The sequence below is a fragment of the Azospirillum mesophilum genome, assembly GCF_053470405.2.
The window spans coordinates 1-24765 of the sequence record NZ_JBPXMQ020000023.1 but is presented as its reverse complement, the minus strand read 5'-3'; the positions used below and the strand labels follow the sequence as shown (position 1 = coordinate 24765).

General features: G+C 67.8%; 25 protein-coding genes. 16 read left to right on the top strand and 9 right to left on the bottom strand.

Features of this window, described 5'->3' with window-relative positions; translation table 11 throughout:
- The first annotated feature begins 139 nt into the window (after window positions 1–139).
- A complete protein-coding gene (locus tag ACSVC7_RS20855) occupies window positions 140–3628 on the top strand; it encodes an FAD-dependent oxidoreductase (RefSeq protein ID WP_448206401.1) in 3489 nt (1162 codons plus the stop codon).
- A 106-nt stretch (window positions 3629–3734) separates the two neighbouring features.
- On the opposite strand, the gene ACSVC7_RS20850 is transcribed toward ACSVC7_RS20855, so the two are convergent.
- A complete protein-coding gene (locus ACSVC7_RS20850) occupies window positions 3735–3998 on the bottom strand; it encodes an usg protein (RefSeq protein WP_448206400.1) in 264 nt (87 codons plus the stop codon).
- Between the two features lie 293 nt (window positions 3999–4291).
- Between ACSVC7_RS20850 and groES the strand changes: the two genes are divergently transcribed.
- Together groES and groL are read left to right on the top strand one after the other, a co-directional pair.
- Window positions 4292–4582 (top strand): co-chaperone GroES, encoded by a 291-nt coding sequence (gene groES, locus ACSVC7_RS20845; RefSeq protein WP_448206399.1) that lies wholly within the window; start codon window positions 4292–4294, stop codon window positions 4580–4582.
- Window positions 4583–4630: 48 nt separating this feature from the next.
- On the top strand, window positions 4631–6274 hold the full coding sequence (gene groL / locus ACSVC7_RS20840) for a chaperonin GroEL (protein WP_448206398.1): 1644 nt from the start codon (window positions 4631–4633) through the stop codon (window positions 6272–6274).
- A gap of 72 nt (window positions 6275–6346) precedes the next feature.
- Here groL and ACSVC7_RS20835 read toward each other — a convergent pair whose 3' ends face one another.
- On the bottom strand, window positions 6347–6724 hold the full coding sequence (locus ACSVC7_RS20835; RefSeq protein ID WP_448206397.1) for a tautomerase family protein: 378 nt from the start codon (window positions 6722–6724) through the stop codon (window positions 6347–6349).
- Window positions 6725–6827: 103 nt separating this feature from the next.
- Between ACSVC7_RS20835 and ACSVC7_RS20830 the strand changes: the two genes are divergently transcribed.
- Window positions 6828–7691: a LysR substrate-binding domain-containing protein gene (locus ACSVC7_RS20830; protein ID WP_448206396.1), complete on the top strand. Its 864-nt coding sequence runs from the start codon at window positions 6828–6830 to the stop codon at window positions 7689–7691.
- Window positions 7692–7802: 111 nt separating this feature from the next.
- The gene (locus tag ACSVC7_RS20825) at window positions 7803–9539 is read left to right on the top strand and encodes a catalase (protein WP_448206395.1); all 1737 of its coding nucleotides are present in this window, start codon (window positions 7803–7805) and stop codon (window positions 9537–9539) included.
- A 40-nt stretch (window positions 9540–9579) separates the two neighbouring features.
- Here ACSVC7_RS20825 and hmuQ read toward each other — a convergent pair whose 3' ends face one another.
- Window positions 9580–9900 (bottom strand): heme-degrading protein HmuQ, encoded by a 321-nt coding sequence (hmuQ, locus tag ACSVC7_RS20820; RefSeq protein WP_448206394.1) that lies wholly within the window; start codon window positions 9898–9900, stop codon window positions 9580–9582.
- 152 nt (window positions 9901–10052) lie between these two features.
- On the opposite strand from hmuQ, the gene ACSVC7_RS20815 reads away from it, so the two are divergent.
- From ACSVC7_RS20815 to ACSVC7_RS20805, 3 genes are all read left to right on the top strand, one after another.
- Window positions 10053–10469, top strand: coding sequence for a HEPN domain-containing protein (locus ACSVC7_RS20815; protein ID WP_448206393.1), 417 nt, complete (start codon window positions 10053–10055; stop codon window positions 10467–10469).
- Between the two features lie 122 nt (window positions 10470–10591).
- Window positions 10592–10855, top strand: a complete 264-nt coding sequence (locus tag ACSVC7_RS20810) for a hypothetical protein (RefSeq protein ID WP_448206392.1) — start codon at window positions 10592–10594, stop codon at window positions 10853–10855.
- Between the two features lie 170 nt (window positions 10856–11025).
- Entirely contained in the window at window positions 11026–12294 is a 1269-nt protein-coding gene (locus ACSVC7_RS20805; protein ID WP_448206391.1) for a BaiN/RdsA family NAD(P)/FAD-dependent oxidoreductase, read from the top strand.
- 538 nt (window positions 12295–12832) lie between these two features.
- Here the strand turns inward: ACSVC7_RS20805 and ACSVC7_RS20800 are convergent.
- Window positions 12833–15010, bottom strand: coding sequence for a transglycosylase domain-containing protein (locus ACSVC7_RS20800; protein ID WP_448206390.1), 2178 nt, complete (start codon window positions 15008–15010; stop codon window positions 12833–12835).
- A gap of 203 nt (window positions 15011–15213) precedes the next feature.
- Between ACSVC7_RS20800 and ACSVC7_RS20795 the strand changes: the two genes are divergently transcribed.
- Entirely contained in the window at window positions 15214–15525 is a 312-nt protein-coding gene (locus ACSVC7_RS20795; protein WP_448206389.1) for a polyhydroxyalkanoic acid system family protein, read from the top strand.
- 105 nt (window positions 15526–15630) lie between these two features.
- Here ACSVC7_RS20795 and pspF read toward each other — a convergent pair whose 3' ends face one another.
- The gene (pspF, locus tag ACSVC7_RS20790) at window positions 15631–16623 is read right to left on the bottom strand and encodes a phage shock protein operon transcriptional activator (RefSeq protein ID WP_448206388.1); all 993 of its coding nucleotides are present in this window, start codon (window positions 16621–16623) and stop codon (window positions 15631–15633) included.
- 152 nt (window positions 16624–16775) lie between these two features.
- On the opposite strand from pspF, the gene ACSVC7_RS20785 reads away from it, so the two are divergent.
- The 4 genes from ACSVC7_RS20785 to pspC all read left to right on the top strand — a co-directional run bounded on the left by ACSVC7_RS20785 (window position 16776) and on the right by pspC (window position 18565).
- Window positions 16776–16937 (top strand): hypothetical protein, encoded by a 162-nt coding sequence (locus tag ACSVC7_RS20785; RefSeq protein WP_448206387.1) that lies wholly within the window; start codon window positions 16776–16778, stop codon window positions 16935–16937.
- Between the two features lie 20 nt (window positions 16938–16957).
- Complete coding sequence (gene pspA / locus ACSVC7_RS20780; RefSeq protein WP_448206386.1) at window positions 16958–17629, top strand: phage shock protein PspA; 672 nt, start codon at window positions 16958–16960, stop codon at window positions 17627–17629.
- A gap of 287 nt (window positions 17630–17916) precedes the next feature.
- Complete coding sequence (gene pspB / locus ACSVC7_RS20775) at window positions 17917–18144, top strand: envelope stress response membrane protein PspB (RefSeq protein WP_264654362.1); 228 nt, start codon at window positions 17917–17919, stop codon at window positions 18142–18144.
- Window positions 18145–18163: 19 nt separating this feature from the next.
- Window positions 18164–18565, top strand: coding sequence for an envelope stress response membrane protein PspC (pspC, locus tag ACSVC7_RS20770; protein WP_448206385.1), 402 nt, complete (start codon window positions 18164–18166; stop codon window positions 18563–18565).
- 73 nt (window positions 18566–18638) lie between these two features.
- On the opposite strand, the gene ACSVC7_RS20765 is transcribed toward pspC, so the two are convergent.
- From ACSVC7_RS20765 to ACSVC7_RS20750, 4 genes are all read right to left on the bottom strand, one after another.
- Window positions 18639–18761: a hypothetical protein gene (locus tag ACSVC7_RS20765; protein WP_448206384.1), complete on the bottom strand. Its 123-nt coding sequence runs from the start codon at window positions 18759–18761 to the stop codon at window positions 18639–18641.
- 139 nt (window positions 18762–18900) lie between these two features.
- Complete coding sequence (locus ACSVC7_RS20760) at window positions 18901–19413, bottom strand: hypothetical protein (protein WP_448206383.1); 513 nt, start codon at window positions 19411–19413, stop codon at window positions 18901–18903.
- Between the two features lie 7 nt (window positions 19414–19420).
- Window positions 19421–20005, bottom strand: coding sequence for a hypothetical protein (locus tag ACSVC7_RS20755; RefSeq protein ID WP_448206382.1), 585 nt, complete (start codon window positions 20003–20005; stop codon window positions 19421–19423).
- 182 nt (window positions 20006–20187) lie between these two features.
- On the bottom strand, window positions 20188–21714 hold the full coding sequence (locus ACSVC7_RS20750; protein WP_448206381.1) for a diguanylate cyclase: 1527 nt from the start codon (window positions 21712–21714) through the stop codon (window positions 20188–20190).
- Between the two features lie 287 nt (window positions 21715–22001).
- On the opposite strand from ACSVC7_RS20750, the gene ACSVC7_RS20745 reads away from it, so the two are divergent.
- The 3 genes from ACSVC7_RS20745 (at window position 22002) to ACSVC7_RS20735 (ending at window position 24311) form a co-directional block, all read left to right on the top strand.
- Complete coding sequence (locus tag ACSVC7_RS20745) at window positions 22002–22469, top strand: DUF411 domain-containing protein (protein WP_448206380.1); 468 nt, start codon at window positions 22002–22004, stop codon at window positions 22467–22469.
- An 89-nt stretch (window positions 22470–22558) separates the two neighbouring features.
- Window positions 22559–23473 (top strand): substrate-binding domain-containing protein, encoded by a 915-nt coding sequence (locus ACSVC7_RS20740; RefSeq protein WP_448206379.1) that lies wholly within the window; start codon window positions 22559–22561, stop codon window positions 23471–23473.
- Window positions 23474–23606: 133 nt separating this feature from the next.
- Window positions 23607–24311 carry a phosphatase PAP2 family protein gene (locus tag ACSVC7_RS20735; protein ID WP_448206378.1) on the top strand — a complete coding sequence of 235 codons (705 nt, stop codon included), beginning with the start codon at window positions 23607–23609 and terminating at the stop codon, window positions 24309–24311.
- The last annotated feature ends 454 nt before the right edge of the window (window positions 24312–24765 follow it).

The window sequence follows — 24765 nt, the reverse complement described above, 5'->3', positions numbered from 1 at the left end:
GATCAAGTGGGGACCGCTTCGGGCTGCGTCAAACGGACACGGATTACCACCCGGTGCGCGGTTCGGGTTTCGGATGAAGGACACCCGGCGCGGTGCTACAAATGTCAGTCTATCCAACAGCTTCGGGACCGGGGCGGCGATGGCGGATCTTTCCCTCGGCTTCGGCCTTGCGTTCCAGGATCTGTACGTGCAGGACGGGCTGGCGCGCCTCGACCGCGCGTTCCTCGATTGGTTGGCGGCGGCGGACCAGCCCTTGACGAACCGCCTGCTCGCCGCCCGCGCCGAACCGCCGGACGGCAAGGCGGAAAGCGACCTGCTGATCGCGCTGGGGCCGCATCTGGACGACTTCCTCGCCGCCCTCTTCGGCATCCGGGCCGAACTGGACGAACTGCGCGCCCGCCACACGGAACTGGCGCCGCTCTACACCGCCAAGCGCCTGTTCGTGCAGCGCCGCGCCGCCAAGGCGGTGAAGCCGGAGGCCGTCGCCGACCTCGACGGCGCCGAGCTGGCCGCAAGGCTGGAGGACTGGCTCGGCGCACCGCTGACCGAGATCGGCTTCGCCCGCCAGGTGCTCGCCTGGATGGAGGAGGAGACCGCTCACGCCGCCCAGCTGGACACCGCCGCCCAATACGCTGCCTGGGCCGTCCTGACCGAGGCCGGGCGCGCCCGGCACGGCGACGGCGTGCTGTTCCAGGTGCCGCACAAGACCGACCCGCAGCACCTCGTCCCCATCGAGACGGTGGAGATGCACGGCGTCACCATGATGCGCCTGCCGGAGGAAGCCCAGCGGGAACGGCACGGTTTTCATCTGACCGACCCCGGCACCGACCTGACCGGCGCGCTGGACGAGGCCAACTACTGCATCTGGTGCCACAACCAGGGCAAGGACAGCTGTTCCAAAGGCCTGCGCGACCGCAAGACCGGCGAGTTCCAGAAAAGCCCGCTGGGTGTCACGCTGAACGGCTGCCCGCTGGACGAAAAAATCTCGGAGATGCACAGCCTGAAAGCGGAGGGCGTGCCCATCGGCGCGCTGGCCATGGTGGTGGTGGACAATCCCATGTGCGCCGGCACCGGCCACCGCATCTGCAACGACTGCATGAAGGCCTGCATCTATCAGAAGCAGGAACCCGTCGACATCCCGCAGTCGGAAACCCGGACGCTGAAGGACGTGCTGGAGCTTCCCTGGGGCTTCGAGATTTACAGCCTGCTGACGCGCTGGAACCCGCTGAACCTGCGGCGCCCGCTGGTGCGGCCGGACAGCGGATACAAGGTGCTGGTGGTCGGGCTGGGGCCGGCGGGCTTCACGCTGGCGCACCATCTGATGAACGACGGGCACACGGTGGTCGGCATCGACGGGCTGAAGATCGAACCGCTGCCAGCCGATCTCTCAGGCGTGCTGCCCAGCGGCACGCGCGTGCCCTTCCGGCCGATCCGCGACGTGCACGACCTTTACGACCGGCTGGACGAGCGCGTCATGGCCGGATTCGGCGGCGTGGCCGAGTACGGCATCACCGTGCGCTGGAACAAGAACTTCCTGAAGGTCATCCGCCTGCTGCTGGAGCGCCGCGCGTCGATGTCCATCATCGGCGGGGTTCGTTTCGGTGGCACGCTGACCATCGACGACGCGCTGGCGATGGGCTTCGACCACATCGCCCTGTGCATGGGGGCGGGCAAGCCGACCGTCATCCCCATGGCGAACGGGCTGGCGCGCGGGGTGCGGCAGGCGTCAGACTTCCTGATGGCCTTGCAGCTGACGGGGGCGGCCAAGGCGGACAGCATCGCGAACCTTCAGGTGCGGCTGCCCATCGTCGTCATCGGCGGCGGCCTGACCGCCATCGACACGGCAACGGAGGCGCTGGCCTACTACCCCGTGCAGGTCGAAAAGTTCCTGTCCCGGTACGAAGCGCTCTCAGTCGAGAAGGGCGAGGCCGCCGCCCGCGCCCGCTGGACGCCCGAGGAAGCCGCGCTGGCCGACGAGTTCCTGGCCCATGCCCGCGCCATCCGCGCGGAACGCGCCGCGGCGGCGGAGGAAGGCCGGGAGGCGCGCATCCTTCCGCTTCTGCAACACTGGGGCGGATCGACCATCGCCTACCGCCGCCGCCTGATCGACAGCCCCAGCTACACCCTGAACCACGAGGAGGTGGCGCACGGCCTCGCCGAGGGCATCCGCTTCCTGGAATCCGCCACCCCGCGCGGCGTGGAGATCGACGAGACCGGGGCCGCCCAAGCCATCCACCTCGCCATCAACCCCGCCGGGCCGGACGGGGTGGTGGCACCCGCCGCCGTGGACGCGCGCATCCCCGCCCGCACCATCCTGGTCGCCGCCGGCACCCAGCCCAACACCGTGCTCGCCCGCGAGGAGCCGGACTGGATCGAACTGGACGGCCGGACCTTCCGCGCCATCGACGAGGACGGCACCCCCGTGACGCCGGAACGCCTGTGCAAACCGTCGCAGGCCCGCGTGCTGATGGCGAAGGCGCCGGACGGCCGCTATCTCAGCTTTTTCGGTGACCTGCACCCGTCCTTCGCCGGCAACGTGGTGAAGGCGATGGGCGGGGCGAAGCAGGGTTACCCGGTGGTCAGCCGCGCGCTGGCCCGCCGCGCCCCCTCCGCCGTTCCGGCCGCGGAGCTGGTCCGGCGCCTGAACGCCGATCTGCGCCCCGTCGTCCATCAGGTCGCCCGCCTCACCCCGACCATCGTGGAGGTGGTGGTAAAAGCCCCGGCCGCCGCACGTCGTTTCGAACCCGGACAGTTCTACCGCCTGCAGAATTTCGAAACGCTGGCGCAGCGCTTCGACGGAACGACCCTCGCCATGGAGGGCTTGGCCCTGACCGGCGCCTGGGTGGACAAGGACGCCGGGCTGCTGTCCATGATCGTGCTGGAGATGGGCGGCTCGTCCGACCTCTGCGCCTTCCTGAAGCCGGGCGACCCGGTGGTCGTCATGGGGCCGACCGGCACCCCGACCGAGATTCCGGAGGGCGAAACGGTCTGCCTCGTCGGCGGCGGGCTCGGCAACGCGGTGCTGTTCTCCATCGGGCAGGCCTGCCGGGCGCGCGGGTCCAGGGTCGTCTACTTCGCCGGATACAAGCGGATCGAGGATCGTTACAAGACCGAACAGATCGAGGCCGCCGCCGACCGCGTGATCTGGTGCTGCGACGAGGCCCCCGGCTTCACCCCCACCCGCCCCGGCGACCGGACGTTCGTCGGCAACATCGTGGAGGCCATGCGCGCCTACGCCGCCGGGGACCTCGGCGCCATGGACATCCCCTTGAGCGCTGTGGACCGCATCGTCGCCATCGGCTCCGACCGGATGATGGCGGCAGTGGGAGCCGCCCGCCACAGCGTGCTGAAGCCGTTCCTGAAGCCGGACCACGTCGCCATCGGCTCCATCAACTCCCCCATGCAATGCATGATGAAGGAGATCTGCGCCCAGTGCCTGCAACGGCACACCGACCCGGTGACGGGGCAGGAAACGGTGGTCTTCTCCTGCTTCAACCAGGACCAGACCCTCGACCGTGTGGACTTCGCCAACCTGAACCAGCGCCTGCGGCAGAACGCCGTGCAGGAGAAGCTGACCGCCCAGTGGATCGACCGCTGCCTGCGGCAGGTTGGGGCGAGGCGTTCCTGACGTTGGGTCGCGCTTCGCTTGACCCAACCTACTGCGACGCGCATCCGGCCATAAGTCGGGGGCCGTAGGTTGGGTTAAGCGCCAGCGCAACCCAACGTCAGACGCCTCACTGCCAGCGGAACTCGGCGGCGACGAAGCGCGTCTCGCCCGGCGTGATCAGCTTTTGCGTCGCCAGCTTCACCGAGTGCAGCTTGCCGTCCAGGTTGGCCTGCCAGAAGGTCAGGAAGCGGCGCAGAACCGGGTAGTCCGGTGCCAGATCCAGGTCCTGCCAAAGATAGCTCTGCAGCAGCTTGGGGTGATCCGGCATGTGGTACAGGATCTCCGCCGTGGTCAGGCGATAGTCGCGAAGCTGAAGACCCAGATTGGCCATGCGCTGCCTCCATAACGGTGGAACCGGTGGCACTCTCCCGCGCGTCCTTCGTGACTCTTTTGCGAAAGTGTGCCTGCGATTCCAACAACGGGCAACGAAGAAAATTGTTTCCTTTCAATGCATTAGCAGCCATCACCCCCGACTGCTGCCAGACATTTGAGCCGATTGCGCGCACGACCCTCTTGAATCGTATCGAGAGCTCGATTAGCTGTCTGGCACTCACCGGGGGAGAGTGCTAACACCCGAACCCGGACCTGCATTCCATTTAATAAGCCTTTCGAGGAGGCATCCCCATGAAGTTCCGTCCGCTGCACGACCGCGTCGTCGTCAAGCGTCTGGAGTCCGACACCAAGACCAAGGGCGGGATCATCATTCCCGACACCGCGAAGGAAAAGCCCCAGGAGGGCCAGGTGATCGCGGTGGGTCCGGGTTCCCGTGACGAGAGCGGCAAGGTCGTTGCGCTCGACGTGAAGGCTGGCGACCGCATCCTGTTCGGCAAGTGGTCGGGCACCGAGGTGAAGATCGAGGGCGAGGATTTCCTGATCATGAAGGAATCCGACATCATGGGCGTTATCGAGGCCTAAGTCTCCGCCCGCCGCAATCGATCAACCCGAATTCAGAGGAAGTGAGCAATGGCTGCCAAGGAAGTTAAGTTCTCCGCTTCGGCGCGCGAGAAGATGCTGCGCGGCGTTGACATTCTGGCCGACGCCGTGAAGGTCACGCTGGGTCCGAAGGGCCGCAACGTCGTCATCGAGAAGTCCTTCGGCGCTCCGCGCATCACCAAGGACGGCGTCTCGGTCGCCAAGGAAATCGAACTGTCCGACAAGTTCGAGAACATGGGCGCCCAGATGGTCCGCGAGGTCGCCTCGAAGACCAACGACCTGGCCGGTGACGGCACCACCACCGCGACCGTTCTGGCCCAGGCCATCGTCCGCGAGGGCGTGAAGTCGGTCGCCGCCGGCATGAACCCGATGGACCTGAAGCGCGGCATCGACCTCGCCGTCGAGACCGTCGTGAACGACATCCGCGGCCGCGCCAAGAAGGTGACGACCAACGACGAGATCGCCCAGGTCGGCACCATCTCCGCCAACGGCGAAGCCGAGATCGGCAAGATGATCGCCCAGGCCATGGAGAAGGTCGGCAACGAGGGCGTCATCACGGTTGAAGAGGCCAAGAGCCTGGAGACCGAGCTGGACGTCGTCGAGGGCATGCAGTTCGACCGCGGCTACCTGTCGCCGTACTTCATCACCAACGCCGACAAGATGATCGCGGAGCTGGACAGCCCGTACATCCTGCTGCACGAGAAGAAGCTGTCGGGTCTGCAGGCCCTGCTGCCGGTCCTGGAGGCCGTCGTGCAGTCCTCGCGTCCGCTGCTGATCATCGCCGAGGACGTCGAGGGCGAGGCCCTGGCGACCCTGGTCGTGAACAAGCTGCGTGGCGGCCTGAAGGTCGCCGCCGTGAAGGCCCCGGGCTTCGGTGACCGCCGCAAGGCGATGCTGGAAGACATGGCCATCCTGACCGGCGGCCAGGTCATCAGCGAAGACCTCGGCATCAAGCTCGAGAACGTCACCATCGAGATGCTGGGCACCGCCAAGAAGGTCGTGATCTCCAAGGAGAACACCACGATCGTCGACGGCGCCGGCTCGGCCGACGACATCCAGGGCCGCATCGCCCAGATCAAGGCGCAGATCGAGGAGACCACCTCGGACTACGACCGCGAGAAGCTGCAGGAGCGTCTGGCGAAGCTGGCCGGCGGCGTGGCCGTCATCCGCGTCGGTGGCGCCACCGAAGTCGAGGTGAAGGAGCGCAAGGACCGCGTTGACGACGCCATGCACGCCACCCGCGCCGCGGTGGAAGAGGGCATCGTCGCCGGCGGCGGCACCGCCCTGCTGTACGCCACCAAGGCCCTGGACGCCCTGAAGCCGTCGAACGACGAGCAGCGCGTCGGCATCGAGATCATCCGCCGCGCCCTCCAGGCTCCGGTCCGTCAGATCGCCTACAACGCGGGCACCGACGGTTCGATCGTGGTCGGCAAGCTGCTGGACCAGGCCGACGCCAACTTCGGCTACGACGCCCAGAAGGGCGAGTTCACCGATCTGGTGAAGGCCGGCATCATCGACCCGGTGAAGGTGGTTCGCACCGCCCTGCAGGACGCGGCCTCGATCGCCGGCCTGCTGATCACCACCGAGGCGATGATCGCCGAGAAGCCGGAGAAGAAGGCTGCTCCGGCCGGCATGCCGGGTGGCATGGACGACATGGGCGGCATGGGCTTCTAATCGAAGTCCACGTCTCTCAGGACGTTTGCGGAAAGGGCGGTCCCTCGGGGCCGCCCTTTTCCTTTGCGGGGTTCATGCGGCGGCGCGCGCCGCCTGGGTGCGGCCGTCGTATCCCCAATCGCCCGCCGCCACCTCGCGCACCACGACGTAGGTCGCCTCCGGCAGGCCCGGAAGATGGCGCTTCAGCAGCGCCATGGCGCCCTCGACGAAGGCGGCCTTTTCGGACGGTGTGTTGGTGCCGGCGGTGATGAAGGCCTCCAACTGGGCCGCGGCCTCGACCGCCGCCCCGCCGATGGTCCAACACCCGTCCGGCCGCTCGACCAGAACGGCGGTGACCTCCCGCCGCTTGCCGAGCGTCGTCGCGATGAGATCCGTGGCGCCGAGCGCGAGTGCATGCCGTGTGTCCGGCGTCAGGTCGGCGTCGCGAAGCGTGATGCGGATGAAGGGCATAGTGTCGTCTCCGGTTTTGAAGGGGTGTCTCAGAGACTGCCGTTGCGTCGGCCCGAAGAAAAATTAATAATTTGGCTGCGTTCCATATGCGTGGATTATGGATGTGAGGCGTGAAATCCCGCTCGACCTGATCCGCTCCTTCGTCGCGGTGGCCGATACCGGCACCGTCACCCGTGCGGCGGATCGCGTCGGCCGCACGCAGCCGGCTGTCAGCCTGCAACTGCAACGCTTGCAGGATCTGGTCGGCCGTCCGTTGCTGGAGCGCGACGGGCGCCTGCTGCGCCTGACCACGGCGGGGGAGCTGTTCCTGGCGCACGCGCGCCGCCTGCTCGACACCCACGACGGGATGGTGGTGGCGCTGGAGGCGGAACCGCTGACCGGTCCGGTGCGGATCGGTGTGGTCCAGGACGTGGCCGACACGTTGCTGGCCGGTGTGCTCGCCCGCTTCGCCCGAAGCCACCCGCAGGCGACGCTGGAGGTGCAGGTGGCCGGATCCCGCGCGCTGGAGGAGGCGGTGGCGCGCGGCCGGCTTGACCTTGCGCTCGTGGTCAGCCCCGACGCGACCGGTACCGACGGGGAGCCGTTCCCCGGCCGCCGGCCGATGCTGTGGCTCGGCGATCCGGCCCTGGCAGCGCGCGACCCGCTGCCGCTGGTCCTGCTCGACCCGCCCTGCCGGTTCCGCGACGCTGGGCTGGCCGCGCTGGAGGCTGCCGGGCGGACGTGGCGCATGGCCGTCACCACCCCCAGCTTGTCCGGCTTGAAGGCGGCGGTGCGCGCCGGCCTTGGCGTCACCTGCCGGACCTCGGCGCTGAGCGGCGAGGGGATCGCCGCGATCCCGGCGGGCATGCTGCCGCCGTTGCCCGGCGTGTCCTATGCGCTGGTGAAGGGCCGTCTGTCCGCGCCGGCGGACCTGTTGTCCGGCATGATCGCCGAGGCGTTCCAGGCGCCGTTTCCCGTGCCACCCTGACGGAATAGCCCGCCACCTCGGTCGCGATGGTTCCGCCGAGGCGTGGTTAGCACGGTTGGCTGCCCGCTCCCCATGCCGGGGCGGGCCTGATCACCGTTCAGGGAAAACGCGATGGCTAAGAATCCGAACCAGCCCAATCCGGGCAAGGGCGCATCATCGGGAGATGCGGAGCGCGTTCTGACCAACCGCCAGGGCCACCCGATCACCAACAACCAGTCGCAGCGCACCGTCGGCAGCCGTGGCCCGGCCACGCTGGAGAACTACCAGTTCCTGGAGAAGATCACCCACTTCGACCGCGAGCGCATCCCGGAGCGCGTCGTGCACGCCCGCGGCTTCGTCTGTTACGGCGAGTTGGAGGCGACCGGGAAGATCGGCGACGAGCCCGCCTCCACATACACGCGCGCCAAGCTGTTCCAGCAGGCGGGGAAGAAGACGCCGCTCGCCATCCGCTTCTCCACCGTCATCGGCGGCCGCGATTCGTCGGAGGTGGCGCGCGACCCGCGCGGCTTCGCGGTGAAGTTCTACACGGAGGAGGGCAACTGGGATCTGGTCGGCAACAACCTCGCGGTCTTCTTCATCCGTGACGCCATCAAGTTCCCGGACGTCATCCACAGCCTGAAGCCGGACCCCATCACCTTCCGGCAGGAGCCGAACCGCATCTTCGACTTCATGAGCCAGACGCCGGAATCCATGCACATGCTGACGCACCTGTTCAGCCCGCGCGGGATCCCGGCCAGCTACCGGCACATGGAAGGCTTCGGCGTGAACACCTACAAGATGGTGAACGCGCAAGGCGGCACCGTGCTGGTCAAGTACCACTTCCACCCGCGCTGTGGCATCGCCAGCCTGACGGCGGAGGAGGCGGCCAAGGTGCAGGGGCAGGATCTCGGCTCCGCTTCCAAGGATCTCTTCGAGGCCATCGAGCGCGGCGACCACCCGCAGTGGGACATGTACGTCCAGATCATGGAGGACCACGATCACCCCGAACTCGACTGGGACCCGCTGGACGACACCAAGATCTGGCCGGAAAAGGATTTCCCCCTGCGACACGTCGGCGTCATGACGCTGAACCGCAACGTCGAGGATTTCTTCAACGAGAACGAGCAGATCGCCATGGGCACCGGCGTGCTGGTGGACGGGCTCGACTTCTCCGACGACAAGATGCTGGTGGGGCGGACCTTCTCCTACTCCGACACGCAGCGTTACCGGGTGGGGACGAACTACCTGCAACTGCCCGTGAACCAGGCGAAGGGGGCGAAGGTCGCCACCAACCTGTCCGGCGGGCAGATGTCCTTCGGCCGCGACCTGGCACCCGGCCAGAACCCGCACATCAACTTCGAACCGTCCATCCACAACGGCCTGCGCGAGAACCCGCGCGAGGAGCCGAACAACCCGCCGGACATCCACGGTCGCCTGACCCGCAGCGTGATCGAGCGCCGCAACGACTATGTCCAGGCGCGTGGCCGCTACTGCACGATGATGGATTGGGAACGCGACGATCTGGTGCTGAACCTCGGCACCCTGCTGTCGCAATGCGAACGCGACGTGCAGGAACGGATGCTCTGGCACCTGTTCCTCGTCCACGACGATTATGGCAGCCGCGTCGCCGGGATGCTGGGCATGACGGCCGACGACGTGAAGCACCTTCAGCCGCTGCCCAAGCAGGTGCTGACCGACGAGGACCAGCGCCGGCTGAAGAGCCTGGGCAAGAACGGCGACAAGATCGACCCGACCGTCTGGGGCCAGTGGACCAGCTCCGTCAAGAACCACAAGGCCACCGCCCAGGAGGTGCTGGGCGGCATGCGCGGCGGTTCGGCGCAGTCGATGGCCGGCAAGGCTGCGGAGTGATCCGATGAGAGGGCGGCGGGCACGCCGCCGCCCTTTTCCCTTACCCTTCCCGTCCGACGGTCTGGATCACCTCGAACCCTTCGAACTCCGGCGGGCCGAGGTACAGCGGCTTGCGCTCGCCGGCCCCGCGGTGGGCCATGCGGAAGGCCTCCGACCGGGTCCAGTCCAGGAAATGCTGCTCCGACGCCCACACGGTGTGGGAGGAATAGAGCCGGTGGTCGTCTCGCCGGGGGCCGCGCAGCATGTGGAATTCGATGAATCCCGGAACCGTGTTCAGGTGGACCTCGCGGTTCAGCCACAGATCCTCGAAATCCTGCTCCGCGTCCGGCCGGACCTTGAACCGGTTCATGGCGATGTACATGGCGAAAGCTCCTTCCAACTCGAAACCCATGGCTTCAGACAGATAGCCTTCATCATACGGGCAGACAGGGACGACCCGCCGCCTTTTCGTGACGGTCTTGACAAACGTGCCCGGCGGGATTGCCCTGTTTCCGAACCGATGGAGGAACCGCCATGCCCGACCGCGCCGCCGCCTGGCTCCGCCAATCCGAACACGATCTCGTGCACGCGCGCTACGCGCTGGACGGCGGCATGCACGATTGGGCCTGCCTCGCGGCGGCCGGGGCGGCGGACAAGGCCATCAAAGCGGCCCTCGTCCTGCGCGGCGGGCCGGTGCTGGGCGGGCAGAACCTGCTGATGCTGCTGGCCCGCTTCCGGGAGGAGGGCGGCAGCGTTCCGGACGGGCTGTTCGACGACGCGCGGGAGCTGATGGAGGACATCGCCATCACCGTGGGGCAGAGCTGCTTCAACGGCATCGCCCCCTTCGAACTGATGTCCCGCGCCCAGGCCGAAGGCGCCATCGCCGCAGCGGACCGGCTGCGCCGTCACATGGCGGATTTCTGCCACGGCACGCCGACGCTGTCTGAATGATCGCTGCGGCGTGAACCTGAAGCTGCTAAGAGGGTTCTTTCACCATGACCCAAACCCGGCCGCGCGGGCGGATCGGGCCTGGGCCATGGTGCCGACGACCACTTGAGAAAGAGGACCCCACGATGTCGACTCTCCACAAGCAAGCCATGGACGCGGTCCTTCAGGCCGCCTCGCACGACATCGTTGGAACGCTCCAGGAGCGGGGCGTCACCGACAAGCACAGCGAGGAAGGCGACCTCGCCGTGCTCGACGTCGCGATCCTGCACGCCTACCGCATCTTCATGCGCATCTGCGAGGAGAACGGGCTGGAGGTGGACGCGGGCTACTTCGCCGACATGGCGAACGACCTCGCCGACGAGGTGGCCCAGGAGGAAGAGCAGGACTGACCGGCGACCGGTCACCCCGATGCGGTTAGGGTCATTACGATGATCCTAACCGCATCGGCAGAAAAGCGCTCAGACGCACAAAAGCGCACGTCATCCATTAAGATCATCGCGCAGCGCCTAATTTCCAACCCTCTGTTCTTGCGCGAAAAGTCAGGACATCCGTGAACCCGATGCCGTTGCCGAGCCAATCGCCCGTGACCGACTCCCTGGACAAGCCCATCGACGTTGCCGTGATCGGGGCTGGGCCGGCGGGGCTCATGGCGGCGGAGGTGATCGCCGCGGCCGGCCGCTCGGTTGCCGTCTTCGATCAGATGCCGACCCCCGCGCGCAAGCTGCTGCTGGCCGGGCGCGGCGGGCTGAACCTCACCCACTCCGAACCGCTGGACGCCTTCACCGCCCGCTATGGCGAACAGGCCGGTCGCTTCGCGGAACTGCTGGCCGGCTTCTCCCCGGCGGACCTGCGCGCTTGGGCGGCGGGGCTGGGGATCGAGACCTTCGTCGGCTCCAGCGGGCGCGTCTTCCCGGTGCAGATGAAGGCGTCCACGCTGGTGCGCGCGTGGCTCCGCCGGCTGGACGGTCTGGGCGTGACGCTGCACAGCCGGCACCGCTGGCTCGGCTGGGATGGGGAGGGGCGCTTGCACTTCCGCCAAGCCGACGGCACGGAAACGGTCGTTGCCCCGCGCGCCACCGTGCTGGCGCTGGGCGGGGCGAGCTGGCCGCGCACCGGCTCCGACGGCGCCTGGACGGAGCTGCTGGCCGGGCGCGGCGTGGACATCGCGCCGCTGCGCCCGTCCAACATGGGCTTCGAGGTGCCCTGGTCCGATCACCTGCGCGAACGCTTCGCGGGTGAGCCGGTCAAGAGCGTCGGCCTCGCCTTCGGCGACCGGCGGCTGAAAGGCGAGTTCGTCATCACCGAAACCGGCATCGAGGGCGGCGCCGTCTACGCCCTCAGCGCCCCCCTGCGCGACGCCGTCGAGCGCGACGGCTGGGCCACCCTGACCATCGACCTGCTGCCCGATGTGCCGGAGGCGGAGGTGGTGAAGCGCCTGCGCCGGCGCGGGTCGGAATCGCTGTCCACCTTCCTGAAGAAGACCTTCTCCCTGACCGGCCCCCGCGCCGCCCTGCTGCGCGAATTCGCCCCGGCGTCCGACCTGCACGACCCGGCGGCGCTGGCCCGGCAGATCAAGGGCCTGTCCATGGTGCTGACCGGCATCCGCCCCATCGACCGCGCCATCTCCACCGCCGGCGGTATCCGATTCGCCGAGGTGGACGGCGCGCTGATGCTGACCCGCCTGCCGGGCACCTTCGTCGCCGGCGAGATGCTGGACTGGGAAGCGCCCACCGGCGGCTACCTCCTCCAGGGCTGCTTCGCGATGGGGGTGACGGTGGGGAAGGGCGTGCTGGGGTATCTGACGCGGGTCTCCTCCTTTGATCTTTAGTGATTCGTCTCTGGGAAAACCTATCGCGCCCTCTCTCGCCTTGATTGTAGCTCCGAAAATAGGCGATCAACGGTTTGCCAAATGGTTTCGCCGTTTCGTTGTTCGGAAGTTACAAACCTATGGGCGGCATTACCGACGTTGAGCGTAAACCGCGTACGCCTAGGAGCATTTGTGCGCAGTGTTGCCATAGCTAGTTCAACACTTCTCAGCCTAAGATTAAGAGCGCGTGCAATATCCTCTGAAGAATGTCCTTGCTTGGCTAGTCTTCTGACATGACTCGCTTGGTCGCGCGTAAGATCGTCCCTTGGCCGGAGATGGCGAGTTCGGGGTGCTTCAGTAAATGGCCCTTGTGGTGGAGTGCTGGAGATTCGAGTCATGTCTACCGCCGCTTTGGTCTGCACGATGGCTGCTAACCAGAGCATATGGGAGAGGAAAAAGTCGTATGGAACCTCTAGGGTTGGTCAATATTGTCGCAGTTACCACTCGAGCGTTCGTTTGAAGTCTAACGGTTCTTTTTCAAGCGACGAAACAATCGTTTTCACCGCATGTGGTTGCCGTAGTCGTATTGGACCTTCGGCGCGCTGCCGGTGACGGGGCCGCCGCCGGTCAGCTTCTCGATCAGCGACCCGATGCCGCCGCCCGACGAGGACGCCGGAGCGGCTTGGGCGGCGCGGGTCGGCTCCGCCGTGGGGGTGCCGGCGGCGACGTAGGCGGGGGCGCCCTCCAGGCCCGGCAGGGGGCGGGGCGGCTTGCCGGCGTGGGCGTCCATCATGAAGCCCTGCCACAGTTTGGCCGGCAGGGTGCCGCCGGTCACCTTCTTCATCTCGTCGTTGTTGTCGTTGCCCAGCCACACGCCGGCCACCAGATCGGCGGTGAAGCCGACGAACCAGGCGTCGTGGTAGTCCTGCGTCGTGCCGGACTTGGCCGCCGCCGGGCGGTCGAGCTTGGCGGACTTGCCGGTGCCGTACTCGATGACGCCCATCATCATGCGGGCGAGCTGCACCGCATGGGCCGGGTCCACCACGGGGGAGGAGCCGCCGGCCTGCCGCCGGTACAGCACGTTGCCGTCGCGGTCGCGGATCTCGGCGATGGCGTAGGGCCAGACCGGCGCGCCGCGGTTGGCGATGCCGGCGTAGGCGCGGGTCAGCTCCAGCAGCGACACCTCGCTGGTGCCCAGCGCCAGCGACAGGTCCTTGCCCAGCGGCGACCCGATGCCGAGGTCCGCCGCCACCTTGCGCACCCGCTCCACCCCCACCCGCTCGATGATGCGGACGGTCGCGGTGTTGGAGGAATGGGCGAGCGCCGTCGCCATGCTGATGGTGCCGCGGAACTTGCCGTCGTAGTTGCCGGGGCTCCAGGTGCCGATGCGGACGGGGGCGTCCTCCACCGGGCTGTCGGGGGACCAGCCGGCCTCCAGCGCCGCCAGATAGACGAAGGGCTTGAAGGAGGAGCCGGGCTGGCGCAGCGCCTTGGTGGCCCGGTTGAACTCGCTGTTGTCGTAGTCGCGGCCGCCGACCAGCGCGCGCACCGCGCCGTCGGGGGTCATGGCGACCACCGCGCCCTGGCGCACGTTGGCGGCGGCGCCGGGACCGGTCAGGATCTCCTCCAGCCGCTGCTCGGCGGAACGTTGCAGCTTCAGGTCCAGCGTGGTGCGGACGACCACGTCGCCGTGGTCCGGGCCGATGAATCCCGCCACGAGGTCCGTCACCCAGTCGGCGAAATAGCGGCCGTCGCCGCCCGGCTTGCGGCGCGGGGCGGGCGGGGTGTTGCGCGCCACCTCCAGGTCCTGCGTGGTGATGAAGCCGGCGTCGGCCATGGCGCCCAGCACCACGCGGGCACGCTCCGCCGACTCGTCGGGGTTGGAGGTCGGGGAATAGCGCGACGGCGCCTTCAGCAGGCCGGCGATGATCGCCGCCTCGCGCAGGTCCACCTGGGTTGCGGGCTTGCCGAAATAGGTGCGGGACGCCGCGTCCACGCCGAAGGTTCCGGCGCCCAGATAGACGCGGTTCAGATAGGCGGTGAGGATCTGGTCCTTGGTGAAGCGGTGCTCCAGCCACAGCGCCAGCATGGCCTCCTGCACCTTGCGCTTCATCGACTTCTCGGGCGTCAGGAACAGGTTCTTGGCGAGCTGCTGGGTGATGGTGGACCCGCCCTGCGCCGCCCGGCCGCTGCGCCAGTTCACGTAGAAGGCGCGCGCCAGACCGATGGGATCGACGCCGAAGTGGGAGTAGAAGCGCCGGTCCTCGATGGCCAGCACCGCGTTCACCAGATGGGGCGGCAGGTCCTTCACGCTCAGCGTCGTGCCGTACAGGTCGCCGAAGCGCGCGAACTCCGTGCCGTCGGCCGCCAGCACCGTGACGGAGGCGCGGCGCTCGAACTGCGCGACCTTGGAGATGTCCGGCAGGTCCAGCGCGAACCACGCCAGCACCAGCCCGACGACGATGCCGGCCCACACGCCGGCCACCAGCGCCGCGTTGACCAGCCGGCCGAGGATCGACCGGCCCCCGCCGGATTTCCCCCCACCGGAGTTTGACGGCTGGCGCGGCGGCTTGGCCGGCTTGGGGGGCTTCGGCGGCTTGGCGGCCTTGGGCGGTTTCGGCGCGCGTTCGGGCAGCTTGGGGAGCTTCGGCAGCTTGGGACGCAGGGCCGGCTCCTCGCCGCTCGTCTGCACGGGGCGCGGCCCCGGAAAGAGTTCAACCGGTCGATCGTTGCTCACGGCGCGGTCCCAACTCCCAAAGATAGCCCAGTGACATCCTCAGTTGCGTCCTATACGCCCGCGGCCCCTTGTCCCGAAAGAGCGCCTGCGAAAGGGATAAGATTTGTCTTAGAACCGTTGCAGATGGATGACGGGGGTGGAAGAAAACGGCACCTGAACTGTTGTCCTGTTGAATAAGCGTTGACGAAGCGGAGTTGCTGTCGATGTCGAAGCCCCTCACCGTGACCATCCCCCACCAGCTTGGCCGCGACGAGGCGAAGAGGCGCCTGTCGGAGGGCATGGGGCAGGCCAAGTCCTATCTCAGCGCGGTGGCGACCAGCATGGACGACCACTGGACCGACGACCGGATGGACTTCCGCGTCGTGGCGATGGCACAGACCGTCACCGGCTACATCGACGTGCGCGACGATTGCGTCAACGTGGAGGTCCAGCTGCCCTGGGCGCTTGGCCTGTTGGCGAACAAGGTGAAAGACCGGCTCCAGCAGCAGGGCACGCTGATGCTGGAGAAGAAGTGACCGGCTGATGGACGCGTAGGTTGGGTTGAGCGCCAGCGAAACCCAACACACCTTGGGTGGCGAGCCTGTTGGGTTGCGGCTGCGCCTTAACCCAACCTACGGGCCTTAAGAGCCGATCAGCCCGTGCTTCTTCAGAAAACCGCGAAGCTGATGGTAGCCAAGCCCCAGCGCCTGCGCGGTCTGGCGCTGGTTGAAGCGGTGGCGTTCCAGCGCGTCGCGCAGCAGGCCCGATTCGAAGACGCGGACCGCCTCCTGGAAATCGTTCGGCGGGGGCGCTTCCGTCACCGGCGGCGGTGAGGCCGGCTGCGGCGCTGGCGCGGCGGGGCGCCAGGACGAGGCGAAGGGATCCAGCGCGATCTCCTCCACCGGACCGTCCGGGTCGGCGGCGGCGACGGAGCGCTCCACCGCGTTGCGCAGCTCGCGCACGTTGCCCGGCCAGTCGTGGCCGAGAAGCTGGTCGAGCGCCTGCGGCGTGAAGCCGGGGAACAGGGGGCGTCCCAGCTCGCGCACCATGCCCAGCGCGAAATGCTCGGCCAGCAGGGGGATGTCCTCCCGCCGGGCGCGCAAGGGGGGCAGGGTCACCACGTCGAAGGCCAGACGGTCCAGCAGGTCAGCGCGGAAGCGGCCGGCCTCGGCCAGCGCCGGCAGGTCGGCGTTGGTGGCGCCGATCACCCGCACGTCCACCGTCTGCGTCCGCCCGCCGACCCGCTCGATCTCCCCATACTCCACGGCGCGCAGCAGCTTTTCCTGCACGGCGGGGCTGGCGGTGGCGATCTCGTCCAGGAACAGGGTGCCGCTGTCGGCCTGCTCGATGCGGCCGATCTGGCGGCGCACCGCGCCGGTGAAGGCCCCGGCCTCGTGGCCGAACAGCTCCGAATCCAGCAGGGTTTCGGGCAGGGCGGCGCAGTTCACTTTGACGAAGGGCCGGTCCCAGCGGCGCGACAGGTAATGCAGGCGGGCGGCGATCAGCTCCTTGCCGGTGCCGCGCTCCCCGATGATCAGCAAAGGCCGCTCCAGCGGCGCCACACGGGAGACGTGGGCGAGGGCGGCGTGGAAGGCGGGAGACTCGCCCAGCAGCGGGGGCGGGGTTGCGGTCATGGCGTAATCGGCGAACAGTTCGCGGATTTCATGAAGGTATCGCGAAAGCAGCGAACCGCCAAGAGCGGCGACGCTGTCGGAAGTCCAGGAATGCCAAAGCTTCGCGGCCTTTCGTCGGTTTGGCACGCGCCTTGCCAATGGAGGGGCAAGGCATGGAGACCAGCATGAGCCAACGCTACAGCCACTACCGCCACCGCTACGACCGCGAGGCCCGCCCCGTCGTGGAGCGCGTCCGCGCCTACCTCAGCACCCGCCCGACCGAGAGCTGGGTATTCTTCGCCGCCGGCCTTCTGGTCGCGACGATCCTTGGCTGACGAATAAGGGACCAATCCCCATGAGCATCTTTTCGCGCCTGACCGACATCGTGCAGTCCAACATCAACGCGCTGCTCGACCGCGCGGAAGACCCGGAGAAGCTGATCCGGCTGATCATCCAGGAGATGGAGGACACGCTCGTCGAGGTCCGCTCCTCCACGGTGAAGATCATCGCCGAGAAGAAGGAGATCGAACGCCGCGCCGCCAACCTGAACCGCGAGCGCGACGACTGGGACCGCAAGGCCGAGACCGCGCTGACCCACAACCGCGAAGACCTCGCCCGCGAGGCGCTGAAGGCCAAGTCCCGGGCCGCCGAGGAGGCGGACGTCCTGGCGCAGCAGCTCGCCCAGGTCGAGGAGGCGCTGTCCAAGGCCAACGACGACATCGGGCGCCTTCAGCTCAAGCTGACCGACGCGAAGAACCGCGAAAAGGCCCTGGTCGCCCGCACCAACACCGCCGCCAACCGCGTGCGCGTCCGCACCACCCTGCACGACGAGCGCATCAACGACGCCTTCGCCCGCTTCGAGCAGGTGGAACGCAACCTCGACGAGATGGAAGGCCGCGCGGAGTCCTTCGACATCGGCCGCACCAAGTCGCTGACCGAGGAGATCGCCGAGCTGGAATCCGACAAGAAGGTCCAGGACGAACTGGCCGCCCTGAAGGCCCGCATCGCGCAGCGCCGCGCGGGCTGAGCGGGATCGTCCTAATCCCCTCGCCCGCCTCCGGCTCTCAGCGAATGCCGAAGGCATTCGCCTGACGCCGTCAGCGCAAGCTTCGCTTGCGCGAGAGGCGGGAGAGGGAAGGGGCCCACGCCAAAGGCGTGGGAAGGGTGAGGGCAAGGTTTACCCGAGAATCCAGGGCATGCAGTCTCAGGTTTCTAGGAACAACCTTGCCCTCACCCTCCCGCTTCGCGGGCCCCTCCCTCTCCCAGCGGGGCTGGGCGAGGGTATCTCTCAACGAAGAAAAGGGCTGACCCTTGATGAGCGGTTTCGGCTTCGTGCTCGCGGTGCTGTTCATGACCGTGGTGGCGCCGCTGTGGATCATCTTCCACTACATCACCAAATGGCGCTCGCAGCGCGGGCTGTCCGCGCAGGACGAGCGGCTGCTGGCCGAGCTGTGGGAGATCGCCAACCGGCTGGAAGGCCGCATTCATGCGCTGGAACGGGTGCTCGACGCCGAGGCCCCGAACTGGCGCAACAAGATCTAACCGGACAGGAGAGGTTCCGATGGACCGCTCGTCGCTTTACGACTCGCCCAACCCGCACCGGCTCTACCGTGAACCGCAGAACGGCGTGGTGGCTGGGGTGTGCGCGGGGGTCGCCGACTATTTCGGCGTGCAGCCCGTGCTGGTGCGGCTGGCCTTCGCGATCGGCCTGTTCTTCTTCGCGCCGCCGCTGGTCCTGGCCTATGTGATCGCGGTGCTGGCGCTGCCGGTGAAGCCGCCGCAGCTCTACCGCACCGCGGACGAGGAGGCCTTCTGGCGCGGCGTGACGATCAAGCCCGACCGGACCCTGGCCGGCCTGACGCAACGCTTTCGCGACTTCGAGAAGCGCGTGGGAAGCCTGGAAGCCTACGTCGCCTCCAAGGAGTTCGAACTCAACCGCGCGATCCGCGACCTCGACCGTTAAAATCGGGGCCGTTAGGAATCAAGGCTCGCAACCGCCCGTGGGGACGGTTGCCGTCACGAACCAGCGCTGGGGATCAGCGCTGGCGACGACGGTCCCGGCTGCGGATGCGCACCGGCTTCATGGCCGGACGGGCCGCGGCGATACCGGCGAGGGCCGCAGCCATCGCGCCAACCAGCACAACCAGATCGAGATCCATCACGGCTCCTCCGCTTGTCGTCACCAGTGTGACCCAACTAAGAGGCACATGGTAGCGAAAAGAGATGATGACAACCGTCCGGGGGGCAAAAGCCCGCCGCTGTGGTAGCTCCAACCGTCAAGATCGGTTCTTTGGCGCCTCAATCGAGGTGCTGCTGGACCGACAGAATGGTGAAGCCCTTGCTTTCGGGGTGGCGCGCGTTGATCTTTTCGCGTGCCTTCTTCTCGTCCAGGCCCCACACCAGGAAACGGCGTCCGCGCTTCCAGCGTTCCAGCGCGTCCTTGTCCAGCTTGTCGTTCACGCGCCGGGCGTAGTCGGGGTTCGCCACCTTCACCACCCAGCCCAGGTCGGCCGGGGTGTGCCGGTCGTCCAGCACATAGATGCGCCGGTCCACCGCGTTGCTCGCCTTCAGGCGCTGCTCCAGATCCTCGCATGCGAACTCGATGGAGGTCTTGCGGCGGCGCATGTCGCGCAGCTCGCGCGCTTGGTGCAGGGTGCCGCGGGCGGCGCGGCGGAGGCGGTCCACCTGCGCGTCCTTGCGCGCGACGGCGTTGGCGATCCGCTCCTCCGCCGTGCGCAGCTGGCGCGTCGCGAGGACCAGCGCGAAGGCCAGCGACGCCAGACCGACCAAGGCCGCGAAGACATAGGCCATGGCGCCCTCAGCTCGCCTTGGCGACGGGATGCGCCGCGTCGCTGGTGTCGTCCGCCGGCCCGTGCGCGACATCCTGGAGCCGCAGCACCACATAGCCGAAGGCCGGCGGGTAGCGCCGCTCGATCTCCGCCCGGGCCACCGGCATGGTGCGCGCCCACACCTCCATGGTCTGGGGCAGCGCCCAGGAGGCGTCGATGAAGGCGTGATGCTTCTGCGCGCCGGAGCCGACATACTTGTTGACGACCTGCGCGATGTAGCAGGGCGTGCCGGCGATCTCCTCCCCCACCAGCCGGACGATCTGGTCGCCCGACTGCTGCGCGTCCTTGATCTGCCGGTCCAGCGCCTGGCGGCGGCGCATCAGGTCGCGGATTTCGTCCTGGACCTTGCGCAGCTCGGCGTCGCGCTGGCCCTTGCGGGCCTCCAGCCCGGTTTCCAGCTTGGCCCGGCGGGCGATCACCTCGCGCACGCCGCCGGTGCCGTACCGCCGCTCGATGGAGCGTTCGCCCAGCACGACCACCAGCTTGCCGATGCCGAAGGCCATGCCGGACAGCGCAAAGGCCGTGAAGAGTGCCTGGGCGTACTCGTTCCACATGGGTCTTGATCTGGATGATTCGCCTGGGACGGTCCCACAGGGGATGCCGAGCGCGTAAGAGGTAATCCAGCAACCCCGGCCGTTCAACGCCTATGTGTGCTCACCAACCGCTTCGCACACTCTGAACAAAAGGGCGAAACGATCCTGCCGGACGCGCGACGCAGTGTTTCATTCGCCCCGCTTCACCCACCGGCAACGCACACGCAATTGCGGCCGGCCTGCTTGGCCTCGTACAGGGCGGCGTCGGCGCGGCGCAGGGTCTGCTCGATGGAAGGCTCGGCGCCGTTCCACTCGGCCACGCCCAGACTGCCGGTGACCGTGACGTGGCGCCCGTCCACGGAAACGGGCGCGCCGGCAATGGCCGCCCGCACGCGCTCGGCGACGATGTGGGCGCCGGGAAGGTCCGTCTCCGGCAGCAGGATCACGAACTCCTCCCCGCCGAACCGGGCGATCTGGTCGGAGGTGCGCAGCGCCCCGCGCGCGCGGGCCACGGCGGTGCGCAGCACCTCGTCGCCGGCCGCGTGCCCGTAGCCGTCGTTCACGGCCTTGAAATGGTCGAGGTCAAGCAGGAAGACACTGAGCCTGCGCCCGTGCCGCCGCGCCCGGCCCAGCTCCGCCGCCGCGAATTCCAGGAAGTGGCGACGGTTCCACACGCCGGTCAGCGGGTCGATGGTGGCCAGCTCCTCCAGCTTGGCGTTGGCCTCTTCCAGCGCGCGGGTGCGCTCGGCGACGCGCGCCTCCAGCGTCTCGTTCGCTTCGCGCAGCCGCTCGTACAGGCTGACGTTGGCGAAGCTGATGGCGATCTTGGAGGCGAAGACCTCGACCAGCCCGCGGTCCACATCGTCCAGCGGCCGGTCGGTGTGGATCCAGGCGGCGACCTCGTGCCCGTCGGGGACGCGGATGAACAGGGTGGTCTCGTTCTGGCCGTAGTGGCTCTGCCGGTCGCGGAAGGCCGTGGCGATGCGGTTGGCGAGGTCCGGCGGGATGTCGGCGCCCGACCGGCCGGCCGCCTCGGCGTAGCAGCCCGCCCCCGCCAGCACATAGAGGGAGTCGTCGCCGCCCGCATCGGATCCGAGCATGCCGCGCTGGGCGCACAGGATGGCGTCGGGCCTGACGTGCAGGAAGGCGGACAGCTGGGTCAGCACGCCCGCCGCGAACTGCTGCATGGAGCGCAGCTCGAACAACCGGTCGGTGGACTGGATGATCTGCTGCAGCCCGCGCCGGTTCGTCTCCAGCGCCACGATGTCCGCATAGGCGCGCAACGCCGCGATGACCGAGGTGAACAGCTTCTGCGCGGTCAGCTCGGTCTTCGATTTGTAGTCGTTGATGTCGTAGGCGACGATCACGTCCTCTTCCGGCGCCTGGCCGGGCTGGCCGGTGCGCAGGATGATGCGGACCGCGTGGTTGCGGAGATCCTCGCGGATGTGGCGGACCAGCCGCAGGCCGGCGTCCTCCGTCTCCATCACCACGTCCAGCAGGATGATGGCGATGTTGGTCTCCGTGCGCAGGATCGCCGCCGCCTCGTCGGCGGACATGGCGCTCAGCAGCGACAGCCGGCGCCCCTTGTAGCGCAGCTTGCTCAGCGCCAGCCGGGTGACCGCGTGCACCTCCGCGTCATCGTCGGCGATCAGGACCGTCCACGGTTCCGCCTCGACCACAGGCGCGGCCGGGAGGGCGTCTTCGTCGGCGAACAGGAAATCGGAGCCCATAACGCGCGTCTGCCGGCTTGTCGCGCCGGGATGCCCGGGCGGGAAGCTCCGCCCTCGACCCCTGCACGGATACGTGGTACTGACCACAATCATTTAGCGGTACATGATGCAACAATTGTTGCGCAACGGGTTCTTTGTCCTGGAAGGGCGATTTCCGTCCTCATCGCTGTTTGTGCACAATCGGTTTGAGCGTGTTCTTTGAGCGTGATCAAGGCGCACCCGGCCCGCGCGCGGCAGAGTGGCCCGTCGGGGTTGGGCACGAATACCGGGAAGGAACGATCAAGGTGTTGAATCGGCGTACGTTTCTCATGGCGATGGGCGGCAGCCTGTCGGTTGGCGCCCTTGCGGTCGCGGTGCGCGGCGCCACAGGCATCGCGTCGGCCGCCGCGGCGGAGGTCAGCGTGTGGAAGTCGCCGACCTGCGGCTGCTGCGAAGGCTGGGTCCGGCACATGCGGGCCGCCGGCTATGCCGTGGTCGTGCAGGATGTGGACGACGTCGACCCCATTAAGGCGCGGCTGGGCGTGCCGGCCTCGCTCCAGTCCTGCCACACCGCCACCGTGGGCGGCTATGTGCTGGAAGGCCACGTCCCCGCCGACAGCGTCGCCCGCCTGCTGCGCGAGCGTCCCGCGGCCAAGGGGCTCGCCGTGCCGGGCATGCCGCAGGGGGCGCCGGGCATGGAGACCGGCGTGAAGGACCCCTACACGGTGGTGCTGTTCGGTGGTGCCGACGGCAATGCGGTGTACGAGCGGCGCTGAGAGGCGGGCCGCCGCTTCCGTTGCAAATCCCCCTACTCCAGCCATAATCCGGGGCCATAATCCGGGAAAAGGTGCCGGTGGAGGGGACCGTGGTCGAACTGCTGAACACGCGTGAGATCGCGGATTACCTGCGCCTGAAGCAGCGCAAGGTCTACGATCTCGTGCAGCGGGGGGACATTCCCTGCACCCGCGTCGGCGGCAAATGGCTGTTCCCCAAGGACCAGATCGACCGCTGGCTGTCCGCACAGGACGGCTCCTCCAGCAAGGTCGAGCCCACCGCGCCCCAGCTCACCGCGCCCTGGCCCGCCGCCGCTCCCCCGGTTGTCGCCGGCAGCCACGACCCGCTGCTCGGCTGGTGCGTGGACGAATCCGGGTCCGGGCTGGCGCTGCTGGGTGGCGGGAGCTTGAGCGGGATCGAGCGGCTCGCCGAGGGGGCGGCGGTCGCCTGCGGCCTGCACGCCCTGGACGCTGACACCGGCACTTATAATGTGCCCTTCGTCCAGCGCCGGCTCGGTGACCGCGACGTGGTGGTGCTGGAATGGGCGCGGCGGGAGCAGGGATTGGTGGTGGCCGCCGGCAACCCGCTGGGAATCCACTTGGTCGCCGACCTCGCCGCCACCCGCGCCCGCGTGGTGCGGCGCCAGCCGGAGGCCGGGGCGCAGGTCCTCTTCGACCAGCTCGTCGCCCGCGCGGGGCTGCGCTGGGACGATCTCGTGACGCTCGACCGTCCGGTGCGGGTGGAGACGGATGTGGGCCTCGCCGTGCTGAACGGCCAAGCCGACGCGGGGCTGGCCATCCGGGCGGTGGCGCACCAGCTGCGGCTGGACTTCGTGCCTCTGCATTGGGAGCGCTACGACCTCGTGATGCGCCGCCGCGACTATTTCGAACCGCCCCTGCAACGGCTGCTGGCCTTCGTCCGCTCCCCCCTCGCGGCGCGCCGGGCGGAGGAGTTTCAGGGCTATGACCTGAGCGGCCAGGGCACCGTCCATTTCAACGGTCCCTGACCAAACTTCAGAGGCAAAGCGCGAACGGGGCAATTCCACGGGGATAAGCCGTTTCATCCCCAGGCCAAGTTGCTTGCACGCTTGTTCCCCCGAATTGGCGCCGCGTACCGGCGTGCCTTGCGGGGAGATCGACGTGACGACCGGCTTCGACCTTGCCATCATCAGTTGGCTGAACGCCTACAGCCGCCACAGCATGACGGTGGACAAAACCATTTATGTGATCGCGCAGAGCGATCTGCTGAAGGGCGGCGTGCTGCTGGCGCTGCTCTGGTGGTGCTGGACGCGGCGCAACGGAACGCTGATCGGCCCCGACCTCTATTCCGTGCGCACCATCGTCGGCGCCCTCGTCGCCATCGCGGTCGGGCGCGGCCTGCAGAATTTCCTGCCGATGCGCCTGCGCCCCGTCCACGACCCGGACCTCAACTTCATCATCCCCTACGACGTCAACGCCTGGGCTGTGGACGGGTGGAGTTCCTTTCCCAGCGACCACGCCGTGCTGTTCTTCGCGCTGGCGACGGCGCTCTGGTGGACCAGCCGCCTGATCGGGGGATTGGCCTTCCTCTGGACCTTGCTGGTGATCTGCCTGCCGCGCGTCTATCTCGGGCTTCACTTCCCCACGGACATTCTGGCCGGCGGGGTGGTCGGCGTCGCGATCATGGCCCTGGCGCTGACCGTGCCCGTGCCCGACTGGCTGCGCCACTGGTTCGGCCGGATGCAGGACGCGTGGCCGGGACTCGTCTACGGCGTCGGCTTCCTGCTGACGCTGCAAATGGCCACCCTGTTCGCCAATGCACGGCGGCTGATCGAGGGGGCGACGACGGTCCTCCTCGGCCCATGATGCGCCTGCGAAGAAAACTTTCCGACCACTGAAAAAAGCGCTTGCCGGGTTCGGTTCACCGGCCTATAACCCGCCTCCCCGACGCGGCGCCGCTGACGAAGACGGCGCGGCGGAAGGGAAACGGAAGTCAAGACGCAGTAAAGTCCGGCCGGTGTGAAAACAAAGGCTTGACAGCGCAAGTCGAAGCTTCTAGAAACGGCGCCTCACCGCGCCGCCCCACGACGGGGCCGGAACGGTGGCGCAGCGGTCTTCGGATCGCGGGTTCTTGGATATTGTGGATACCGTGTTGTGAGAAGGGATGCGCAGGCGGCGGTGTTTTGTGCCGTTGGCCGCGGACCGGTTCCCCGGATTGGGGGATTGGCGTCGCGGGTCGTCTGTAGAGCATCCTGGTCAAGCAGTAAGAGACTTCAGTTTCGAAAGCTTGGGTGAGGGCGCTTGAGGCGACCCTGTCAAG